The following is a 16,018-nucleotide window of genomic DNA, read 5'->3' as shown; positions in this document are numbered from 1 at the left end:
GATGTCCGAGCAACTCGACCGCCTCCTCTCGATCATGGCCCGCCTCCGCGGCCCTTCCGGCTGCGACTGGGATCGTGCGCAGACCTTTTCGACGATCGCGCCGTACACCATTGAAGAAGCTTACGAAGTCGCCGATGCGATTGAGCGTGGCGACATGGACGACTTGTGCGGCGAGCTCGGCGATCTTCTGTTCCAGGTCGTGTTCCATGCCCGCATGGCCGAGGAAGCAGGCCACTTCGCTTTCATCGACGTCGCCCGAGCCATCGCCGACAAGATGGAAGCGCGCCATCCGCACATTTTCGGCGAGGCCGAAACGTCACCCGATTGGGAAGCGCTTAAGGCCGCCGAAAGGACCTTGAAGGGCACACAAAGCGCGCTCGACGGCGTCGCGACGACGCTTCCTGCCTTGCTCCGGGCCGAGAAGCTACAACGCCGGGCGACGCGCTCGGGCTTCGATTGGCCCGATCCAGCCGGCCCGGCCGAAAAGATCGTTGAGGAAGTGAACGAATTGGCTGAGGCGCCCGAAGACAAGCGTGCCGAGGAAGCCGGCGACTTGCTGTTCGCGGCAGTCAACCTGGTGCGCGCCTACGGCATTGCTCCGGAGGACGCGCTTCGCGCCGCCAACATCAAGTTCGAGCGTCGCTTTCGGGCCATGGAGGCGCTTGCCGGTGGCCACAAGGCGTTCGCCGCGCTCTCGCTCGATGAGCAGGAAGCGCTCTGGCAGCGCGTCAAGGCCGCCGAGCCCTAGCCTGCCGTGTAGCGCCTGGCCCAGGCGCGCGCGCCCTGCTGCGACTGGCGCTCGATCGGCGGCACCTTGACCGCGGCGGCGGGATCGATCTCGACGCCGAGGTAGCCGGCAACGGCATCGAGCGTCGCCGCCGGGCTCGCGAGAACCTCTTCGTACCATAGCTCGAGCGGGGTGACCTCGAGATCGGTCAACATCGCTTTCCAGGCAGCCTCCTGGCTTTCGATCAGTCTTTCGGCCCGCTCGATGGCGACTCGCGAATATTCGGGCTCGATCCTGCCCCCGCGCTCCTGTTCGGCGCGCCAGATGCCCGAGAGGATCGCACGGGCGTAGGATATCGCATGCGCTGTGCGATCGCGGCGATGGAGCAGGACGACGCGAGCCTGTGCGCGCGAGGAAAACACCGTTCGCATGACTTCAGCGAGCAGCCCCGGATTGGCTTGCTCGAGAGCTTCGAACTGGGCCGGGAAACCCTTGAGCCCGAACACGCCATTGGGCGACGTCCGCCGGCTCAACGCCGCGCGCCACAACCGCTGCTGCTCGACCACTGACTGGCTGGCGTGACCATACGGGCCGGTCGGCTCGAAATTGCAGTATTCGAGCGGCGCGCCGAGGCAGCCCGTTTGCCAGATCAGATGGCTGACGTAAGTGCTGCCCGAGCGCGGCACGCTGGCGAGGAGGTAGGGCCGCGGCGGCGGCGTGAGATGCGGCGGAAAGTCGAACTCCGCCTCGTAGCCCGTTTCGACGCCCAGCAGCATCCCGCGAGCATCGGTCGAGCGCCCGGCGCGGTCAAGCATCGAGCGAGGCGTAGCGGCCGAATTCCTTGTCGGTCAGGCGCACGTCGAGGCGGCGCAATGGGCCGTTCTCCCCTTCCCCGGCCTCCCGCTCATCGAGCACTTCGCCGTGGGCGTGGAGCCAGGCGATCCGCTGGCCGTCGCTGGCCGCCACGGTGATCCGGTGCACCCGGGCGCCTTCGGTCAGCAGGCGGCCGACGCGTTCGAGCATCTCGGCCACCCCGAAGCCGGTCTCCGCCGAGATCGGCAGCACGTCGACGTCCTGGCTTGCAAGCGCGGCCAGCTCCTCGCGCCGCTCGCCGCCGAGCAGGTCCCACTTGTTCCACAGCTCGAGGATCGGGACACGAGATTCGCCTCCGCCCTCCCCTGCGAGAACGTCGAGATCTTCGAGCACCTGCAGCACGTGCCGCTTCTGCGCCGCGCTGTCGGGATTGGCGATGTCGCGCACGTGGAGGATCACGTCGGCCTCGGTCACTTCCTCCAGCGTCGCGCGGAAGGCGGCGACGAGCTGGGTCGGCAGGTCGGAGATGAAGCCTACGGTGTCGGACAGGATCGCCTTCTCGACTCCCGGCACCGAGATTGCCCGCATCGTCGGGTCGAGCGTGGCGAACAGCAGGTCCTCGGCCATCACGTCGGCGCCGGTCAGGCGGTTGAACAGCGTCGACTTGCCGGCGTTGGTGTAACCGACCAGCGCGATCACCGGCCACGGCGCCCGCCCGCGGCGCTTGCGGTGCAAGGCACGGGTGCGGCGGACCTGGTCGAGCTCGCGGCGCAGGCGCGCCATGCGGTCGCGGATCAGTCGCCGGTCGGCCTCGATCTGGGTCTCGCCCGGGCCGCCAAGAAAGCCGAAGCCGCCGCGCTGGCGCTCGAGGTGCGTCCAGCTGCGCACCAGGCGGCTCTGCTGGTAGTCGAGGTGCGCCAGCTCGACCTGCAGCCGCCCTTCGGCGGTCGCCGCGCGCTCGCCGAAGATCTCGAGGATCAGCCCGGTGCGGTCGATGACCTTGCGCTTGAGCTTTTCCTCGAGGTTGCGCTGCTGGATGCCGGTCAGCGAGCCGTCGACGATGACCAGCTCGGCGTCTTCGAGCTCGCACTCGGCGGCGATGCGCTCGATCTGGCCTTCGCCGAACAAGGTCGCCGGGCGGATCTGCCGCAGCGGCAGCACGAAGGCATCGGCGACGACGAGGCCGATCGCCAGGGCAAGCCCCCGCGCCTCCTCGAGCCGCGCTTCCAGGTCGACCCCGGCGCGCGCGCCGCGGATGTCGGGACACACCACCAGGGCGCGCGCACCGCGCGCGACTTCGCCAATGTCTTCGTCGAAGCTCAGATCGATTCGCCTTCCTCGTCCCAGTCGCTCGTCAGGTCGACCGGGGCCGCAGGCTGGATCGTCGACACCGCATGCTTGTAGGCGAGCTGGACGAAGCCGTCGCGCTCGAGCAGCATGCAGAACAGGTCGTAGGCGGCGATCCGGCCTTGCAGCATCACGCCGTTCACGAGGAACATCGTCACCTGGACCTCGGCATCGCGCACCCGGCTGAGGAACACGTCCTGCAACAGACGCTGCTTGCGGCCGTTGTCGCCGCCCGCGCCGAATTGCCCGGCATCGACCGGCTGACCGGGCATGATCGTCGAGATCGCATGCTTGTAGACCAGCTGCGACTGGCCATCGCGCCGGAGCAGGATCGAAAAGTTGTCGAACCAGGTCACGATGCCCTGCAGCTTGACGCCTTTGACGAGGAACATGGTAACCGGCAGCTTCTCTCGCCGCAGGTGATTGAGGAATACATCCTGCAGGTTGGCACCCTTGGGCGAAGCCGCGGGCGCCGGTGCAGGAGAGGGTGGAGATTCCGATTCTTCGCTGGCGGACTTGAGCTTTGCGGTAAGCGTTCCCTTGGCCATTAGCCGCACTCCTTCTTGTTTATTGGCGGCCGCTGGTGCGGTCCGCGTTCTGGCCTGGGCAAACGACCGGGCCGGTTTACAGCGCGGCCATTATGCCCTGCCCGCCAGATTCAGCAAATGACTTTGATCAATTGCAGTTCCATGACGGCATGAGTGGGCTTCCCGGCGTGTCCAGGTTTACTCGACGGCGAAGCTGGGGCACGTTTCGAAGACCGATGGCCCGCTCCAAGTCCTTGCGAACCGCCAGAAAGCAAGATCCCCTCCTCCTGCGCCGGCTCCTTCGCGCCAAGGACAGGATGGATGCCGCCTCGCACGAAGCCTGGCCGGTGGCCCGGCTCGCGCGGGTAAGCGGCGTGTCGCAAGCCCATTTCGCGCGATCGTTCAAGGACGCCTTCGGGGTGCCGCCGCACCGGTACCTGCTTACCCGGCGAATCGAACAGGCGGCCGCCCTGCTCCGCGACAGCGACTTGCCGATTACCGAAATCGCATTGCAGACCGGCTGGTCCAGCCTCGGCACCTTCGGGCGCACTTTCCGCGACGTTACTGGTAAAAGTCCTAGCGAACTGCGCGCCTGGCAACGCCGCACCGCTCACCGGCTCGAGGTCGTGCCGCACTGCTTCGTCAGCGCGGCGCAGCGGCCGAACCTCACAATCGCAGTTTCGGAGAAGCGGCGCCGCGCAACCGGAGATATGGGCGCTCCGGACAACGCGGAAGAAGGAAGTTGCTCATGAGCCAGGGAGTTGGAGTGGCCGGCCTGTACGTCCGAGATCAGGACGAAGCGCTGGAGTTCTACGTCGGCAAGCTGGGCTTCAGGGTCCACACCGACGTGAAGAACGGCGATTATCGCTGGCTGACGGTCCAGCATCCCGATCAGCCGTCGTTCCAGCTCGGCCTGTTCGCACCGCAGCCGCCGACGCTCGACGAGAACACGGCGCAAACGATGCGCGAGGTGGTGGCCAAGGGCGCGATGCCGCCGCTGGTCCTGGCGGTCGACGATTGTCGCGGCGCCTACGAACGGATGAACGGCGCAGGGGTGGAATTCACGCAGGAACCGGTCGAACGGTACGGCAGCGTCGACGCCAGCTTTCGCGATCCGTCCGGGAACGGCTGGAAGATGGTGCAAACAAGGTCCTGAATTGGGAGGAAGCATGATGAACTGGAGCCAGGCCATCCGTCAGACGCATCGGTGGCTGTCGATCGTCTTTACCGTCACCGTCATTGCCAATTTCGTCGCCATGGCGCTGGGGACGCCGCCGATGTGGCTCGTCTATTCGCCCCTCGCGCCGCTGTTCCTGCTGCTGTTCAGCGGATTGTACATGTTCGTGCTGCCCTATACCGCCAACGGGCGCGCGGCGCGTACGCGGAAGGAACCCGCATGAACGCTGAAGCCTCAGAAGGGATCGACGCGAAGATCGCATCGCTGGGCGACTGGCGCGGCACCTGCCTGACGCGCCTGCGCGCACTTATCCGCGAGGCCGATCCCGCGGTCGTCGAGGCGATAAAATGGCGCAAGCCGTCGAACCCGCTGGGAGTGCCGGTTTGGGAAGACGGCGGGATCATCTGCACCGGGGAAACCTACCGCGACAAGGTCAAGCTTACCTTCGCCCGAGGTGCGTCGCTGGCCGACCCGAAGCGGCTGTTCAACGCCAGCCTCGACGCGGGCACGCGGCGGGCGATCGACATCTTCGAGGGCGACGATCCCGATGCGGCCGCGTTCAAGGCGCTGATCCAGGAAGCCGTGGCGGTCAACAAGGCCAAGGCACCGAGGTAGCCTACTCCACCCCGCCCTCGCGCTCGCCCATGCCGAGGAGCTTGAGCTTGCGGTGGAGCGCCGAGCGCTCCATTCCGACGAAGCCGGCCGTCTTCGAGATGTTGCCGGAGAATCGGCGGATCTGGATCCGCAGGTACTCGCGCTCGAAATTCTCGCGCGCCTCGCGCAGCGGCACGCCCATCAACCCCGACATCGCGTTGCCGTTGGCGTTCGTTCCGCCGGTGATCTCCTCGGGCAGCATATCCGGTTCGATCCGCTTGAGCCGTTCGCGCGGGGCGAGAATGACCGTTCGCTCGACCACGTTGCGCAACTGGCGGACGTTGCCGGGCCAGTCGTAGGCCTGCAGCGCGGCCATCGCTTCCGAGCTGACCTCAGGCGCATCGGCGCCCTGCTCGCGGGCGTAGCGGGTGAAGAAATGGTCGGCCAGCGGCGGGATGTCGTCGCGACGGTCGGCAAGCGAGGGGATCGCCACCGGCACCACGTTGAGGCGGTAGAACAAGTCCTCGCGGAAGCGCTTTTCCTCGATCTCCTTTTCGAGCTCGCGCGCGGTCGAGGAGACCACGCGAACGTCGACACCAATCTGCCGCGTGCCGCCGACGCGGACGAAGCTCTGGTCGGTCAGCACGCGCAGGATTCGCGCCTGGGTGCTGATCGGCATGTCGGCAACTTCGTCGACATAGAGCGTGCCGCCGTCGGCCGTCTCGAGCAGGCCGGCGCGAAGCAGCTTGCCGTCGGCCTCCTCGCCGAACAGTTCCTGCTCGAAGCGCTCGGGGGTGATCCGCGCCGAGTTGACGGTGACGAAGGCCTTGTCGGCGCGCGAGCTCCACGCGTGGAGCAGCCGCGCAGCGACTTCCTTGCCCGAACCGGCGGGTCCGGTGATCATAACCCGGCTGCCGGTGCTGGCGACCCGCTTCAGCGTTGCGCGGACCTGGTTGATCGCGGCCGAGTTGCCGGTGAACTCGTCGGTCTGGGCGAAGCCTTCGCGCAGCCGCGCGTTCTCGCGCCGCAGCAGCTCGGTCTCGGTTGCCCGGCCGACCAGGTGCAGCAAGCGTTCGGCCTCGAACGGCTTCTCGATGAAGTCCATCGCTCCGCGGCTGACGGCGGAGACCGCGGTATCGATGTTGCCGTGGCCGGAGAAGATGATCACCGGCAGATTCGGTTCGCGCGCCTTGATCGCGTCGAGCACCTCGAGCCCGTCCATCGGGCTGCCGTGCAGCCAGACGTCGAGCAGCACCAGGCTCGGCCGCCGCTCGTCGATCGCCTGCAGCGCGCGCGTGCTGTCGCCCGCGGTGCGGCATTCGTAACCTTCGTCGGTCAGCACGCCCGCGACCAGTTCGCGGATATCCTGTTCGTCGTCGACCACAAGGATGTCGAGCGCCATCAATTATCTCCAAAATACGTCATTCGGCCGCCTCGACGCCCGCGGCGGCCAGCGGATCGCGCGCGAAGCGCAAAGTCACTCTCGTTCCCCCTCCCTCGTTGCCGGCAAAGCTCATTTCGCCGGCGTGCTCCTCGATGATCTTCTTGACGATGGCGAGGCCCAGGCCGGTGCCCTTCTCGCGGGTCGTCACGTAAGGCTCTAGAATCCGGTCGGCGCTCTGGCTCGGCAGCCCGACACCGTTGTCGCTCACTATGACGGTGAAGAACCGCGCATCGGCGGCGACCTCCACCGCGATCTTTCCGCGGTAGTCGGGCTCGGCATCGTGCCGGCGCGCTTCGATCGCCTCGGCGGCGTTCTTCAGCACATTGGTCATGACCTGGCCGAACTGGTGCCGGTCGCAGGCGATCGGCGGCAACTTGTCGGGCGCCGAGAAGCTGAAGTCGATCTCCGGCCGGGCGACTTCCTGCAGGAACAGCGCCTGGCGGACGAGATCGGCGGGGTCTTCCTGGCGGAACACCGGCTTGGGCAGTCGGGCGAAGGAGGAGAATTCGTCGACCATCTTTCTGAGGTCGCCGACCTGGCGGATGATCGTGCCGGTGAGTTCGTCGAACAGCTCGCCGTCCTGCACGATCTGCTTGCGGTAGCGGCGATTGAGCCGCTCGGTGGCGAGCTGGATCGGGGTCAGTGGGTTCTTGATTTCATGGGCGATGCGGCGGGCGACGTCGGACCAGGCGGCCTGGCGCTGGTCGAGCAGCTGGCGAGTGATGTCCTCGAAGGTGATCACCCAGCCGCTCGCCGCCGGGGCGAGGCGCACCGCCAGCGTCAGCAGGTCGTTGCCGCGCTTCGCCTGAACGATGCCATGGTCGGTGCCGCTCTTGGTGAGGGCTGCCATCTCGGGTGCGATCTTTGCGAGCTTGAGCCCCAGCGGCCCCGGCCCTGCCTTGTCGAGCAGCATGGACTGCGCCGAAGCATTCATCAGCTGGATCTCGCCGCCTCGATCGACCGAGACGATGCCGGCGGTGATCGACTGCAGCACCGTCTCGATGAACGCCCGGCGCTCCGCGAGTTGGCGGTTGGCTCCGATCAGCGCGGCGGTTTGCCGTTCGATCTGGCTGGTCATGCGGTTGAACGCCCGATTGAGCAGGCCGATCTCGTCGGGACCGGTGCGACCCTCGATCCGCATGTCGTAATCGCCGCTGCCGACGCGGCGGGCGGCGGCGACCAGCTCGGTCAGCGGACGTACCTGACGGTCGGCGAAGCGCAGCGCAAACCACACTGCGAGGACGACCAGCGCCAGCGAGACCAGCAGCAGGATGGCGTTGAAGCGCAGCTGCATGGCCCGCGAGCGGGTCTTCAGATCCTGGTAACCGGCCAGAACGCTTTGCGCCCGCTCCCACTGGCTCAGCGCCGGGGCATCGGAGTTGCGCGCGTTGTAAAGGAAGATGCCGCCTTTGAGGTCGATCGCGGTGACCGCCTCGATCCGGTTCTTGCTGGCCGTGACGACGACATTCTGCCCCGCGTGGAGCTTCGGCAGCGCGGCCTGGGTCACGCGCTGGACGAGACTGCCCTCCTCCGGGTCGACGATCGCGACGACGCGCAGGCTGCCGTCCTTCACCTGCTGCAGGATCGCGCTGCGCTGCAGCTCGCGCTGGTAGACCTGGATGCCGTAGACTTCGGAGAACTCCGGGCTCTCGAGCGCATAGCGCTGCAGGTAGAACCGCATGTCCTGCGCCATCGCGGCGGTGTTGGCGGAGACCTCTCTCTGGTTCTGGTCGTAGTACCCGCGCGCCAGCGTTCGGGCATTCTCGACGATCCCGCGCTGGTTGTCGTTGAACCAGAATTCGACGCCCGACTGGAACATCAGGCTGGCAAACACCGCGACGACCAGCGCCGGCACGGCCGCCACCAGCGAGAAGAAGAACACGAACTTGACGTGCAGCCTTGCGCTGGCGTCGCCCGCGCGGCGTATCGCGATCCGGCGCCCGCCGAGCACTATCAGCGCCAGCAGGGGGATCAGCGTGCCGAGCAACAGCGCCGTCATTTGCAGCGACGGCAGCGGTTCGCCCGGTTCGCCGCTCCGCGTCAGCGCGACGTAGGCGCTTGCCAGAACGAGCAGCAAGGTGACGGCGGCGATCGCTTCGAGCCAGCGAAACAGGTTGATCCGACGCGAGGTCAGCAAAGCCCTCCGCCACCAGCGGGGAATTCGCCGCCGATGCAGCGGACTCGGCGCTGTCGTTTCCTGAGCGGGGGGTTCGGCCATCGTTGCAAGGTTACAACGGACCTGTTGCAGATTTGCAAGGGTCTTTCGGTGACCCGACGTCAGTTTGTGGCGGAGAAGCGATCAGGGTCGATAGCGAGCTCGCTGAGGCGCTTGCGCAGCGTGTTGCGGTTGATGCCGAGCAACGCCGCCGCGCGCAGCTGGTTGCCGCCGGTGCGCGCGAGGGCATGCTCGAACAGCGGCTTCTCGAATGCCGCCAGCGCCGCGTGATAGAGCGTCCCCGGCGCCAGCTTGGTATCGGCCAACCAGGTCGCGAGCGCAGCGGGGAGGCTCGCCTGGGCGGCGGTCTCATCGCTCATCGGCCGGTCGGCGAGCAGCTGGCTAACCGTGGCCGTGTCGATCTCGTCCTCGCGCGCCAGCAGGGCCGCGCGGTAGGCGAAATTGCGCAGCTCGCGCACGTTGCCGCGCCACGGCTGGCGTTGCAGCAGCTCGATCGCCTCGTCGCTCAACCGTCGCCGCGGGAGCCCTTCCTGCGCCGCGAGGGTGAGGAAATGACGCGTCAGCGCGGCGATGTCGTCGGGCCTCTCGCGCAGCGGCGGCAGGTGGATGGTCACGACGTTGAGGCGATAATAAAGGTCCTCGCGGAAACGCCCGGCGGCGATCAGCGGGGCGAGATCGCGGTTGGTCGCGGCGACGATGCGCACATCGGTGGCGATCTCCTCGCGCCCGCCGACACGCCGGATACGGCCGGATTGCAGCGCCCGCAGGAGCCGCGTCTGCGCCTCGGGCGGCATGTCGCCGATCTCGTCGAGAAACAGCGTGCCGCCACTCGCCTGCTCGAACTTGCCGATGTGCCGGCCGACCGCGCCGGTGAAGGCGCCCTTCTCATGCCCGAACAGCTCGCTTTCGATCAGCTCGGAGGGGATCGCCGCGGTGTTCACGGCGACGAACGGCCCCGATTTGCGCGCGCCGTGCTGGTGGATCGCCTCGGCGACCAGCTCCTTGCCGGTGCCGGATTCGCCGAGGATCAGCACGGTCAGATCGTTGCGCAGCACGCGCGTGATCATCCGGTAGACTTCCTGCATCGGCTGGCTGCGCCCGATGAGCGGCAGGGCTCCGGCGGTGTCGTCGGCATCGGCGGTGGCGGCCGAGCGCGAATCCGCCGCCTGACGGGTGGTGCGGACGAGCTCGTCAAGATCGAACGGCTTGGGGAAGTACTCGAACGCGCCGGTATCGGTCGCGCGGATCGCGGTATCGAGCGTGTTCTGCGCGGAGAGGATGATCACCGGCATCTGCGGCGCGGCGGCCTGCACCGCCGCGAGCGTCTCGATGCCGTCGCCGTCGCCGAGCATGACGTCGGTCAGCATGACGTCGTAGCGCCGCTCCGCCAGCAGCCGGTCGCGGCCGGCGATCGAATCGCAGCGAGAGACGCTGAAGCCGTCCTCCTCGAGCGCGGCGGTGATCACCGTGGCGATCGCGCCGTCGTCCTCGACCAGCAAGGCCGTCCTGCTCATTTCGCTTTCTCCTGGCGCGCCATCGGCAGGTGGACGCGGAAATGCGTCAGTCCGGCAGCCTCGTCGCGTTCGTGCGATATCCGTCCATTCATGTCGCGCACCAGCTTGTTGACCAGGGCCAGGCCGAGGCCCTGCCCGTTGAGTTTGCTGGTGACGAACGGCTCGAAAATGTGGTCGGCCAGCGCGGGTTCGATGCCCGGGCCGTTATCGGTCACCTGGACCTCGATCGGCAGCTTCACCGGGCGCCCGAGGCGGATGACGTTCAGCACCAGGCCGCTAACGAAGCGGGTGCGGATCGTTACCGTCGGATTGGCCGCGCTGCTGCAGGCGTCGCGGGCGTTGGCGACGAGATTGACCAGGACTTGCACCAGCGCGCCCTCGTTGCCGAGGACCGGCGGCAGCGAAGGATCGAATTCCTCGCGCAGCGCCACCTTCCCCTCGCCCGCCGCGAAAACCGTGTCGCAGGCGCGGCGCACGGCCTGATGCAGATTGACCGGCGTCACCGGCTCGGGCTGCTCCCGGCCGAGGCGTTGCATCCGGTCGATCAGCTGCGCAATCCTGTCCACTTCATCGGCGATCAGCGTCGTGAGCCCCTTTTCACCCTCGCCGACCTTGCGGGCGAGCAATTGCGCCGCGCCGCGGATGGCCGAGAGCGGGTTCTTGATCTCGTGCGCGAGAATCGCCGGGCCGCGCAGCGACGGCGCGCGATCTTCCTCGCCGAAGCGTTCGCCCTGGCCGGTGTCGGAAAAGGTCACTACCCGCCAACCCGGGTGCGAGATCAGCGCTGAAACGGTCATGTTGACCCTTTGCTCGCGCTCGCCGAAGCGGACGGTGAGGCCGCGCGCCGTCACTTGCGCGTCGGGTTCCGCGATCCGTTCGGCGATGCGCTCGTCTTCGAACGTGGCGAGGTCCGTCAGGGGCTGCCCCATCATCCGGCGGATGCTTGCGCCGAGCAGGTCCTCGGCCGACTGGTTGGCCTCGCGAATGGCGAGATCCGGGTCGAGCAGGATGCAGGCGAAGGTGAGGCCGGAGATTTGCTCCACCGCCGTGGGAGCGGCGCTCTCGCTCACGCGGCCTGTCGCCGCAGGAACGGCTCGTAGAAGCGGGCGATCTCGCCGAGCACCTGGTCGGGGTTGTCGACGAAGTTCACGAAGTTACGGAACTCCGCCGAACCGTGCATTCCCTTGGTGTACCAACCGATGTGCTTGCGCGCGACCTTGGTCCCGACGTCGCGCCCGTACAGCTCGAGCATGTCTGAGTAATGCTCGACAAGCACTTCATATTGCTCGTCATAATCAGGAGTTGGCATGACTTGTCCGGTGCGCCACCAGTGCATGACCTGGGCGAGCAGCCACGGCCTGCCGTAGGCGCCGCGGCCGATCATGACCCCGTCGGCGCCCGACTGCTCGAGCGCCTTGGCGGCGTCCTCGATCGTGCAGATGTCGCCATTCGCGATGACCGGAATCACCACCGCTTCCTTGACCTTGCGGATGAACGACCAGTCGGCATCGCCGCGGTACATCTGGTTCCGGGTGCGTCCGTGGACGGTGACCATCTTCACGCCGAGGTCCTGCGCGATCCGCGCCAGCTCGGGCGCGTTGAGGCTGTCGTGGTCCCAGCCCATCCGCATCTTGACCGTAACCGGCACCGAGACCGCCTTGACCGTGGCTTCCATCAACTTGGTCGCCAACGGCACCTCGCGCATCAGCGCGCTGCCGGCGTAGCCGTTGACCACCTTGCGCACCGGGCAGCCGAAGTTGATGTCGATGATCGCCGCGCCGCGATCGGCGTTGAGCTTGGCCGCCTCGGCCATCGAGCGCGGATCGCAGCCCACCAGCTGCATCGACACCGGCTCCTCGATCTGGTGCCACATCGCCTTCTGCACGCTCTGGCGTGTCTCGCGGATCGCCGCCTCGCTGGCGATCATCTCGGTGACGTTGAGCCCCGAACCGAAGCGCCGCACGAGCTTGCGGAACGGCAAGTCGGTCACGCCGGTCATCGGCGCGAGCACGACCGGGCAATCGACATGCACGTCGCCGATGGCGATCGACCGCAGCGGCGGAGGAGGCGGGACTTGGGACATTGGGTAAAGGATGCCTAAAATTTGGGCAGCGCATAGTGGATTGCCCCCGCCCGCGCAAGCGTCTAGCCGCCCCGCCCATGGCCCCGCCGCCTCCATTCGCCGCCGTGATCGTCGCCGCCGGCAAAGGTGTCCGCGCCGGGGGGCCGGTCCCCAAGCAGTTCGCGCCATGGCGCGGCAAGCCGCTGGTGCGGCATTCGGTCGAGACTTTCGCCCGACTGGGGGCAATGCCGATCGTCGTTGCCATCCCCCAGGGTGCAGATGTCCTCGCGCGCGAAGGTTTGGCCGGCATCGACGGCGTGCGCCTCATCACCGGCGGCACCACGCGCCAGCAGTCGGTTCGCGCGGCGCTCGAGGCACTGGATGGAGATTCCCCGGCGCGGGTGCTGATCCACGACGCGGCCCGTCCCGACCTGCCGGCTTCAGTCATCCAACGCCTGTTGGGCGCGCTGAATGATTATCCGGCAGCCATTCCGGTGCTGCCGGTGGTCGACAGCATGGCCGTGGCCTCCGGCAGCCTGATGACCGCGCAAGTCAACCGCGAGGACTTGCGCCGAGTGCAGACGCCGCAGGCGTTCCGTTTCGCGGAAGTGCTCGCCGCCCATCGCGCGTGGACAGGCGGCCCGAGTGCCGGCGACGACGCCCAGGTGGCCGCCGCCGCCGGCCTTGAGGTGGCGTTGGTCGAAGGCGACGAGCGGTTGCGCAAGTTGACCTTTGCCGCCGACTTCCGCACGGGCGCGGCCATGGTCCGCATCGGCATTGGCTACGACGTCCACCGCCTCGCCGCGGGCGAGGAGCTGTGGCTATGCGGGGTGCGGATTCCTCACGGCCAGGGCCTGGCCGGGCACAGCGACGCCGATGTGGGGCTGCACGCGGTGGTCGACGCGATCCTCGGCGCCTGCGCCCAGGGCGACATCGGCGAGCACTTTCCGCCGAGCGATCCGCGTTGGAAGGACGCCCCGTCGAAGGAGTTCATCGCCCATGCAGCCGACCTGGCGGACAAAGCCGGTTACCGGGTCGGTAATGTGGACGTCACGTTGATTTGCGAAGCGCCCAGAATCGCTCCCCATCGCGAGGCGATGCGGCGGAAACTCGCAGGGCTGCTAGGCGTTGACCTGACACAGGTCAGCGTCAAGGCGACGACCACCGAGCGACTCGGCTTCGCCGGCCGCGGTGAGGGCATTGCCGCCCAGGCCGTGGCGACACTGGTATCTCGGGAGGACCACGAGACATGAAGCTAACCATCCCCTTCGCCGCCGCCGCGCTGGCGGCTGCTACCATCTCGACCGCGGCGGTGTCGGCCATGCCGAACATCCCCGACATGTCGGGCGACGAAGCCTCGGCCCTCGCCGTCTATGCCATGCCCGGTTTCATCAGCGCCGCGAGGCAGACTTGCGCCAGCGAGCTGTCGCCAAACGGATTCCTGGCGATGCAGGGGCCGGGGCTGGCCCAACGCTACGCCGTCGAGCAGAACGCGGCGTGGCCCGTCGCGCGTTCGGCCCTGCTCAGGATTGCCCGGGACAAGGCGCCTGACCAGGCGAAGACCTTTGCCTCCCTTCCCGACAACGCGATCCGGCCCCTGGCCGACGCGCTCATCGAGCAGGAGCTGGCGGCGAAGATTCATCCGCGCTCGTGCCGCAACATCGAACGGATGGCCGAGGCCATCTCGCCGCTCGACCCGCGCGACGCGAGCCGCGTCCTGGGCGTGCTGTTCGACATCGCCTCGGCGAGCGACAAGCTGGTCGCCAGCCTCGGCAGGCTGCCAGCACAGCGATGAGCCAGTCCTTGCTCCCGGCCGACATCACCGCCCTCGCCCGCCGCGTGGTGGAGGAAAACCGTGCGGCCGGGCGCAAGATCGCGATTGCCGAGAGCTGCACCGGCGGCCTCGTCGCCGCCGCCATCACCGAAATCCCCGGCTCGTCGGCGGTGCTCGATTGCGCGTTTGTCACTTATTCGAACGAAGCCAAGCAGCAGACGCTGGGCGTGGCGGGCGACGTGATCGATGCCTTCGGCGCGGTTTCGATCGCCTGCGTCTACGCCATGGCACAAGGCGCGCTCGAGCACAGCAACGCCGACGTGGCGGTGGCGATCAGCGGGATTGCGGGTCCCGATGGCGGAACCGAGCAGAAGCCGGTCGGCACCGTCGTGTTCGCCAGGGCAACACGTTACGCCGAGGAGCGCGAGGCGGAATCGAAGCTTTTCGCGACCGGCGATCGCTCCGAAGTGCGCCGTCAGGCGACGCTTTGCGCGCTCGAGCTTCTCTTGCCGTAAAGCTCTTCAGCGCGCGTTTCGAACGCCGCGACCATCTTGCGGAAGGCGCGGTCGAAATATTGCCCGGCGAGCGCTTCGAACATGATGTTCCGGAAGGCGAAGTCGACGCAGAAATGAACTTCGCAGCCGCCGTCGGGCAGCGCAGCGAATTCCCAGATGTTGTCGAGATCCTTGAGCGGCCCGTCGACGTACATCACTTCGATCCGTTTCGGGCGTTCCTTGATCACTTTCGAGGTGAACTTCTCGCGCAAGGCCTTGAAGCCGACGAGCATGTCGGCGACCATTTCCGTCTCGCTGTTCGAACGCACCCGCGTGGCGACCACCCACGGCAGGAATTCGCTGTAGCGGCCGACATCGGCGACGAGGTCGAACATCTCCTCGCAGCTGTAAGGCAGCCTGCGTGTCTCGCGAATGCCGGGCATTAGCCTTGCCGTTTCGCCAGCTTCGCCTCGCGCGCCGCCTTCATTTGCGCGAAATCCTCGCCCGCGTGATAGCTCGAGCGAGTCAGCGGGCTCGAGGCGACCTGCAGGAAGCCCTTGGCCCGGGCGATCGCGCCGTAGGCGTCGAACGCCTGCGGGCTGACGAACTCCTCGACTTTGGCATGCTTCGGAGTCGGCTGCAGGTATTGGCCCATGGTCAGGAAATCGACGTCGGCCGTGCGCATGTCGTCCATCACCTGGTGCACTTCGAGCCGCGCTTCGCCGAGGCCGAGCATGATCCCGCTCTTGGTGAAGATCGCCGGGTCGTGCGCCTTCACTTCCTCGAGCAGCCGCAGCGAGGCGTAGTACCGCGCGCCCGGGCGGATCGTCGGGTAGAGCCGCGGCACCGTCTCCAGGTTGTGGTTGTAGACGTCGGGACCGGCGGCAACGATCGCCTCGACGGCGGGCCGCATCTTGCCGCGGAAATCGGGCGTGAGGATCTCGATCGTGGTGTTCGGCGTCTCGCGCCGCAGCGCCTCGATCACCTTGACGAACTGCCCGGCCCCGCCGTCCGCCAGGTCGTCGCGGTCGACGCTGGTGACGACGATATGCTCGAGGCCGAGCCGCGCGGCGGCGGTGGCGACATGTTCGGGCTCCAGCGGATCGACCAGGCGCGGCATGCCGGTCTTGACGTTGCAGAACGCGCAAGCACGGGTGCACACGTCGCCGAGGATCATCACCGTGGCGTGCTTCTTCGTCCAGCACTCGCCGATGTTCGGGCAGGCAGCTTCCTCGCACACCGTATTGAGGCTCAGTTCGCGCATCAACGCGCGGGTCTGCTGGTAGCCCTTGCTGACCGGCGCCTTGACCCGGATCCAGTCCGGCTTGCGCTGGCGCTCGGGCCGCGGGGCTGACGAGAGATCGTTCAT

The 16,018-nt window shown here is 67.3% G+C and carries 18 protein-coding genes; 8 read left to right on the top strand and 10 right to left on the bottom strand.

All coding sequences use genetic code 11. The features are described from left to right. Nucleotide 1 precedes the first annotated feature (1 nt). The gene (gene mazG / locus G7B69_RS04650) at nt 2-748 is read left to right on the top strand and encodes a nucleoside triphosphate pyrophosphohydrolase (RefSeq protein ID WP_166176594.1); all 747 of its coding nucleotides are present in this window, start codon (nt 2-4) and stop codon (nt 746-748) included. Here the strand turns inward: mazG and G7B69_RS04645 are convergent. From G7B69_RS04645 to hfq, 3 genes are read right to left on the bottom strand one after another with little or no spacing between them, the layout of a single operon-like run. After that, entirely contained in the window at nt 745-1,542 is a 798-nt protein-coding gene (locus G7B69_RS04645; RefSeq protein ID WP_166176592.1) for a Stf0 family sulfotransferase, read from the bottom strand. The two genes, mazG and G7B69_RS04645, sit on opposite strands and share 4 nt — an antisense overlap. Next, a complete protein-coding gene (gene hflX, locus G7B69_RS04640) occupies nt 1,535-2,809 on the bottom strand; it encodes a GTPase HflX (RefSeq protein ID WP_479928796.1) in 1,275 nt (424 codons plus the stop codon). Before hflX ends, G7B69_RS04645 begins: the two co-directional genes overlap by 8 nt. Nucleotides 2,810-2,859: 50 nt before the next feature. After that, the gene (gene hfq / locus G7B69_RS04635) at nt 2,860-3,435 is read right to left on the bottom strand and encodes an RNA chaperone Hfq (RefSeq protein WP_166176590.1); all 576 of its coding nucleotides are present in this window, start codon (nt 3,433-3,435) and stop codon (nt 2,860-2,862) included. Nucleotides 3,436-3,650: 215 nt separating this feature from the next. Between hfq and G7B69_RS04630 the strand changes: the two genes are divergently transcribed. The 4 genes from G7B69_RS04630 to G7B69_RS04615 are packed head-to-tail and all read left to right on the top strand — an operon-like array spanning nt 3,651 to nt 5,206. Then, on the top strand, nt 3,651-4,166 hold the full coding sequence (locus G7B69_RS04630) for a helix-turn-helix transcriptional regulator (RefSeq protein WP_166176588.1): 516 nt from the start codon (nt 3,651-3,653) through the stop codon (nt 4,164-4,166). Continuing rightward, on the top strand, nt 4,163-4,570 hold the full coding sequence (locus G7B69_RS04625; protein WP_166176586.1) for a VOC family protein: 408 nt from the start codon (nt 4,163-4,165) through the stop codon (nt 4,568-4,570). Before G7B69_RS04630 ends, G7B69_RS04625 begins: the two co-directional genes overlap by 4 nt. Nucleotides 4,571-4,583: 13 nt before the next feature. Then, nucleotides 4,584-4,814 carry a hypothetical protein gene (locus G7B69_RS04620; protein ID WP_243415027.1) on the top strand — a complete coding sequence of 77 codons (231 nt, stop codon included), beginning with the start codon at nt 4,584-4,586 and terminating at the stop codon, nt 4,812-4,814. Next, nucleotides 4,811-5,206 carry a DUF1801 domain-containing protein gene (locus G7B69_RS04615; RefSeq protein ID WP_166176584.1) on the top strand — a complete coding sequence of 132 codons (396 nt, stop codon included), beginning with the start codon at nt 4,811-4,813 and terminating at the stop codon, nt 5,204-5,206. Before G7B69_RS04620 ends, G7B69_RS04615 begins: the two co-directional genes overlap by 4 nt. 1 nt (nt 5,207) lies before the next feature. On the opposite strand, the gene ntrX is transcribed toward G7B69_RS04615, so the two are convergent. The 5 genes from ntrX to dusB are packed head-to-tail and all read right to left on the bottom strand — an operon-like array spanning nt 5,208 to nt 12,402. Beyond that, nucleotides 5,208-6,587, bottom strand: coding sequence for a nitrogen assimilation response regulator NtrX (gene ntrX, locus G7B69_RS04610; protein ID WP_166176582.1), 1,380 nt, complete (start codon nt 6,585-6,587; stop codon nt 5,208-5,210). Nucleotides 6,588-6,606: 19 nt separating this feature from the next. Continuing rightward, nucleotides 6,607-8,847, bottom strand: a complete 2,241-nt coding sequence (locus G7B69_RS04605) for a sensor histidine kinase (RefSeq protein WP_166176580.1) — start codon at nt 8,845-8,847, stop codon at nt 6,607-6,609. A gap of 59 nt (nt 8,848-8,906) precedes the next feature. After that, entirely contained in the window at nt 8,907-10,319 is a 1,413-nt protein-coding gene (locus tag G7B69_RS04600; RefSeq protein ID WP_166176578.1) for a sigma-54-dependent transcriptional regulator, read from the bottom strand. Further along, nucleotides 10,316-11,389 carry a two-component system sensor histidine kinase NtrB gene (locus G7B69_RS04595; protein ID WP_166176576.1) on the bottom strand — a complete coding sequence of 358 codons (1,074 nt, stop codon included), beginning with the start codon at nt 11,387-11,389 and terminating at the stop codon, nt 10,316-10,318. The genes G7B69_RS04600 and G7B69_RS04595 overlap by 4 nt, the downstream gene beginning before the upstream one ends. Beyond that, a complete protein-coding gene (gene dusB, locus G7B69_RS04590; RefSeq protein ID WP_166176574.1) occupies nt 11,386-12,402 on the bottom strand; it encodes a tRNA dihydrouridine synthase DusB in 1,017 nt (338 codons plus the stop codon). Before dusB ends, G7B69_RS04595 begins: the two co-directional genes overlap by 4 nt. A 77-nt stretch (nt 12,403-12,479) precedes the next feature. On the opposite strand from dusB, the gene G7B69_RS04585 reads away from it, so the two are divergent. The 3 genes from G7B69_RS04585 to G7B69_RS04575 are packed head-to-tail and all read left to right on the top strand — an operon-like array spanning nt 12,480 to nt 14,670. Next, entirely contained in the window at nt 12,480-13,634 is a 1,155-nt protein-coding gene (locus G7B69_RS04585; protein WP_166176572.1) for a bifunctional 2-C-methyl-D-erythritol 4-phosphate cytidylyltransferase/2-C-methyl-D-erythritol 2,4-cyclodiphosphate synthase, read from the top strand. Further along, entirely contained in the window at nt 13,631-14,176 is a 546-nt protein-coding gene (locus G7B69_RS04580) for a hypothetical protein (RefSeq protein ID WP_166176570.1), read from the top strand. The genes G7B69_RS04585 and G7B69_RS04580 overlap by 4 nt, the downstream gene beginning before the upstream one ends. Continuing rightward, a complete protein-coding gene (locus G7B69_RS04575; protein WP_166176568.1) occupies nt 14,173-14,670 on the top strand; it encodes a CinA family protein in 498 nt (165 codons plus the stop codon). Before G7B69_RS04580 ends, G7B69_RS04575 begins: the two co-directional genes overlap by 4 nt. Here G7B69_RS04575 and G7B69_RS04570 read toward each other — a convergent pair. Both G7B69_RS04570 and lipA read right to left on the bottom strand, forming a co-directional pair. Beyond that, a complete protein-coding gene (locus tag G7B69_RS04570) occupies nt 14,631-15,092 on the bottom strand; it encodes a type II toxin-antitoxin system RatA family toxin (protein ID WP_166176566.1) in 462 nt (153 codons plus the stop codon). The genes G7B69_RS04575 and G7B69_RS04570 overlap by 40 nt on opposite strands. Beyond that, nucleotides 15,092-16,018: a lipoyl synthase gene (lipA, locus tag G7B69_RS04565; protein WP_166176564.1), complete on the bottom strand. Its 927-nt coding sequence runs from the start codon at nt 16,016-16,018 to the stop codon at nt 15,092-15,094. The genes G7B69_RS04570 and lipA overlap by 1 nt, the downstream gene beginning before the upstream one ends.

It is taken from the genome of Croceibacterium segetis (genome assembly GCF_011320115.1).
Taxonomy (GTDB): Bacteria; Pseudomonadota; Alphaproteobacteria; order Sphingomonadales; family Sphingomonadaceae; genus Croceibacterium_B; species Croceibacterium_B segetis.
The sequence above is the reverse complement of the archived record's forward strand: the minus strand, read 5'-3'. Positions and strand labels throughout refer to the sequence as shown.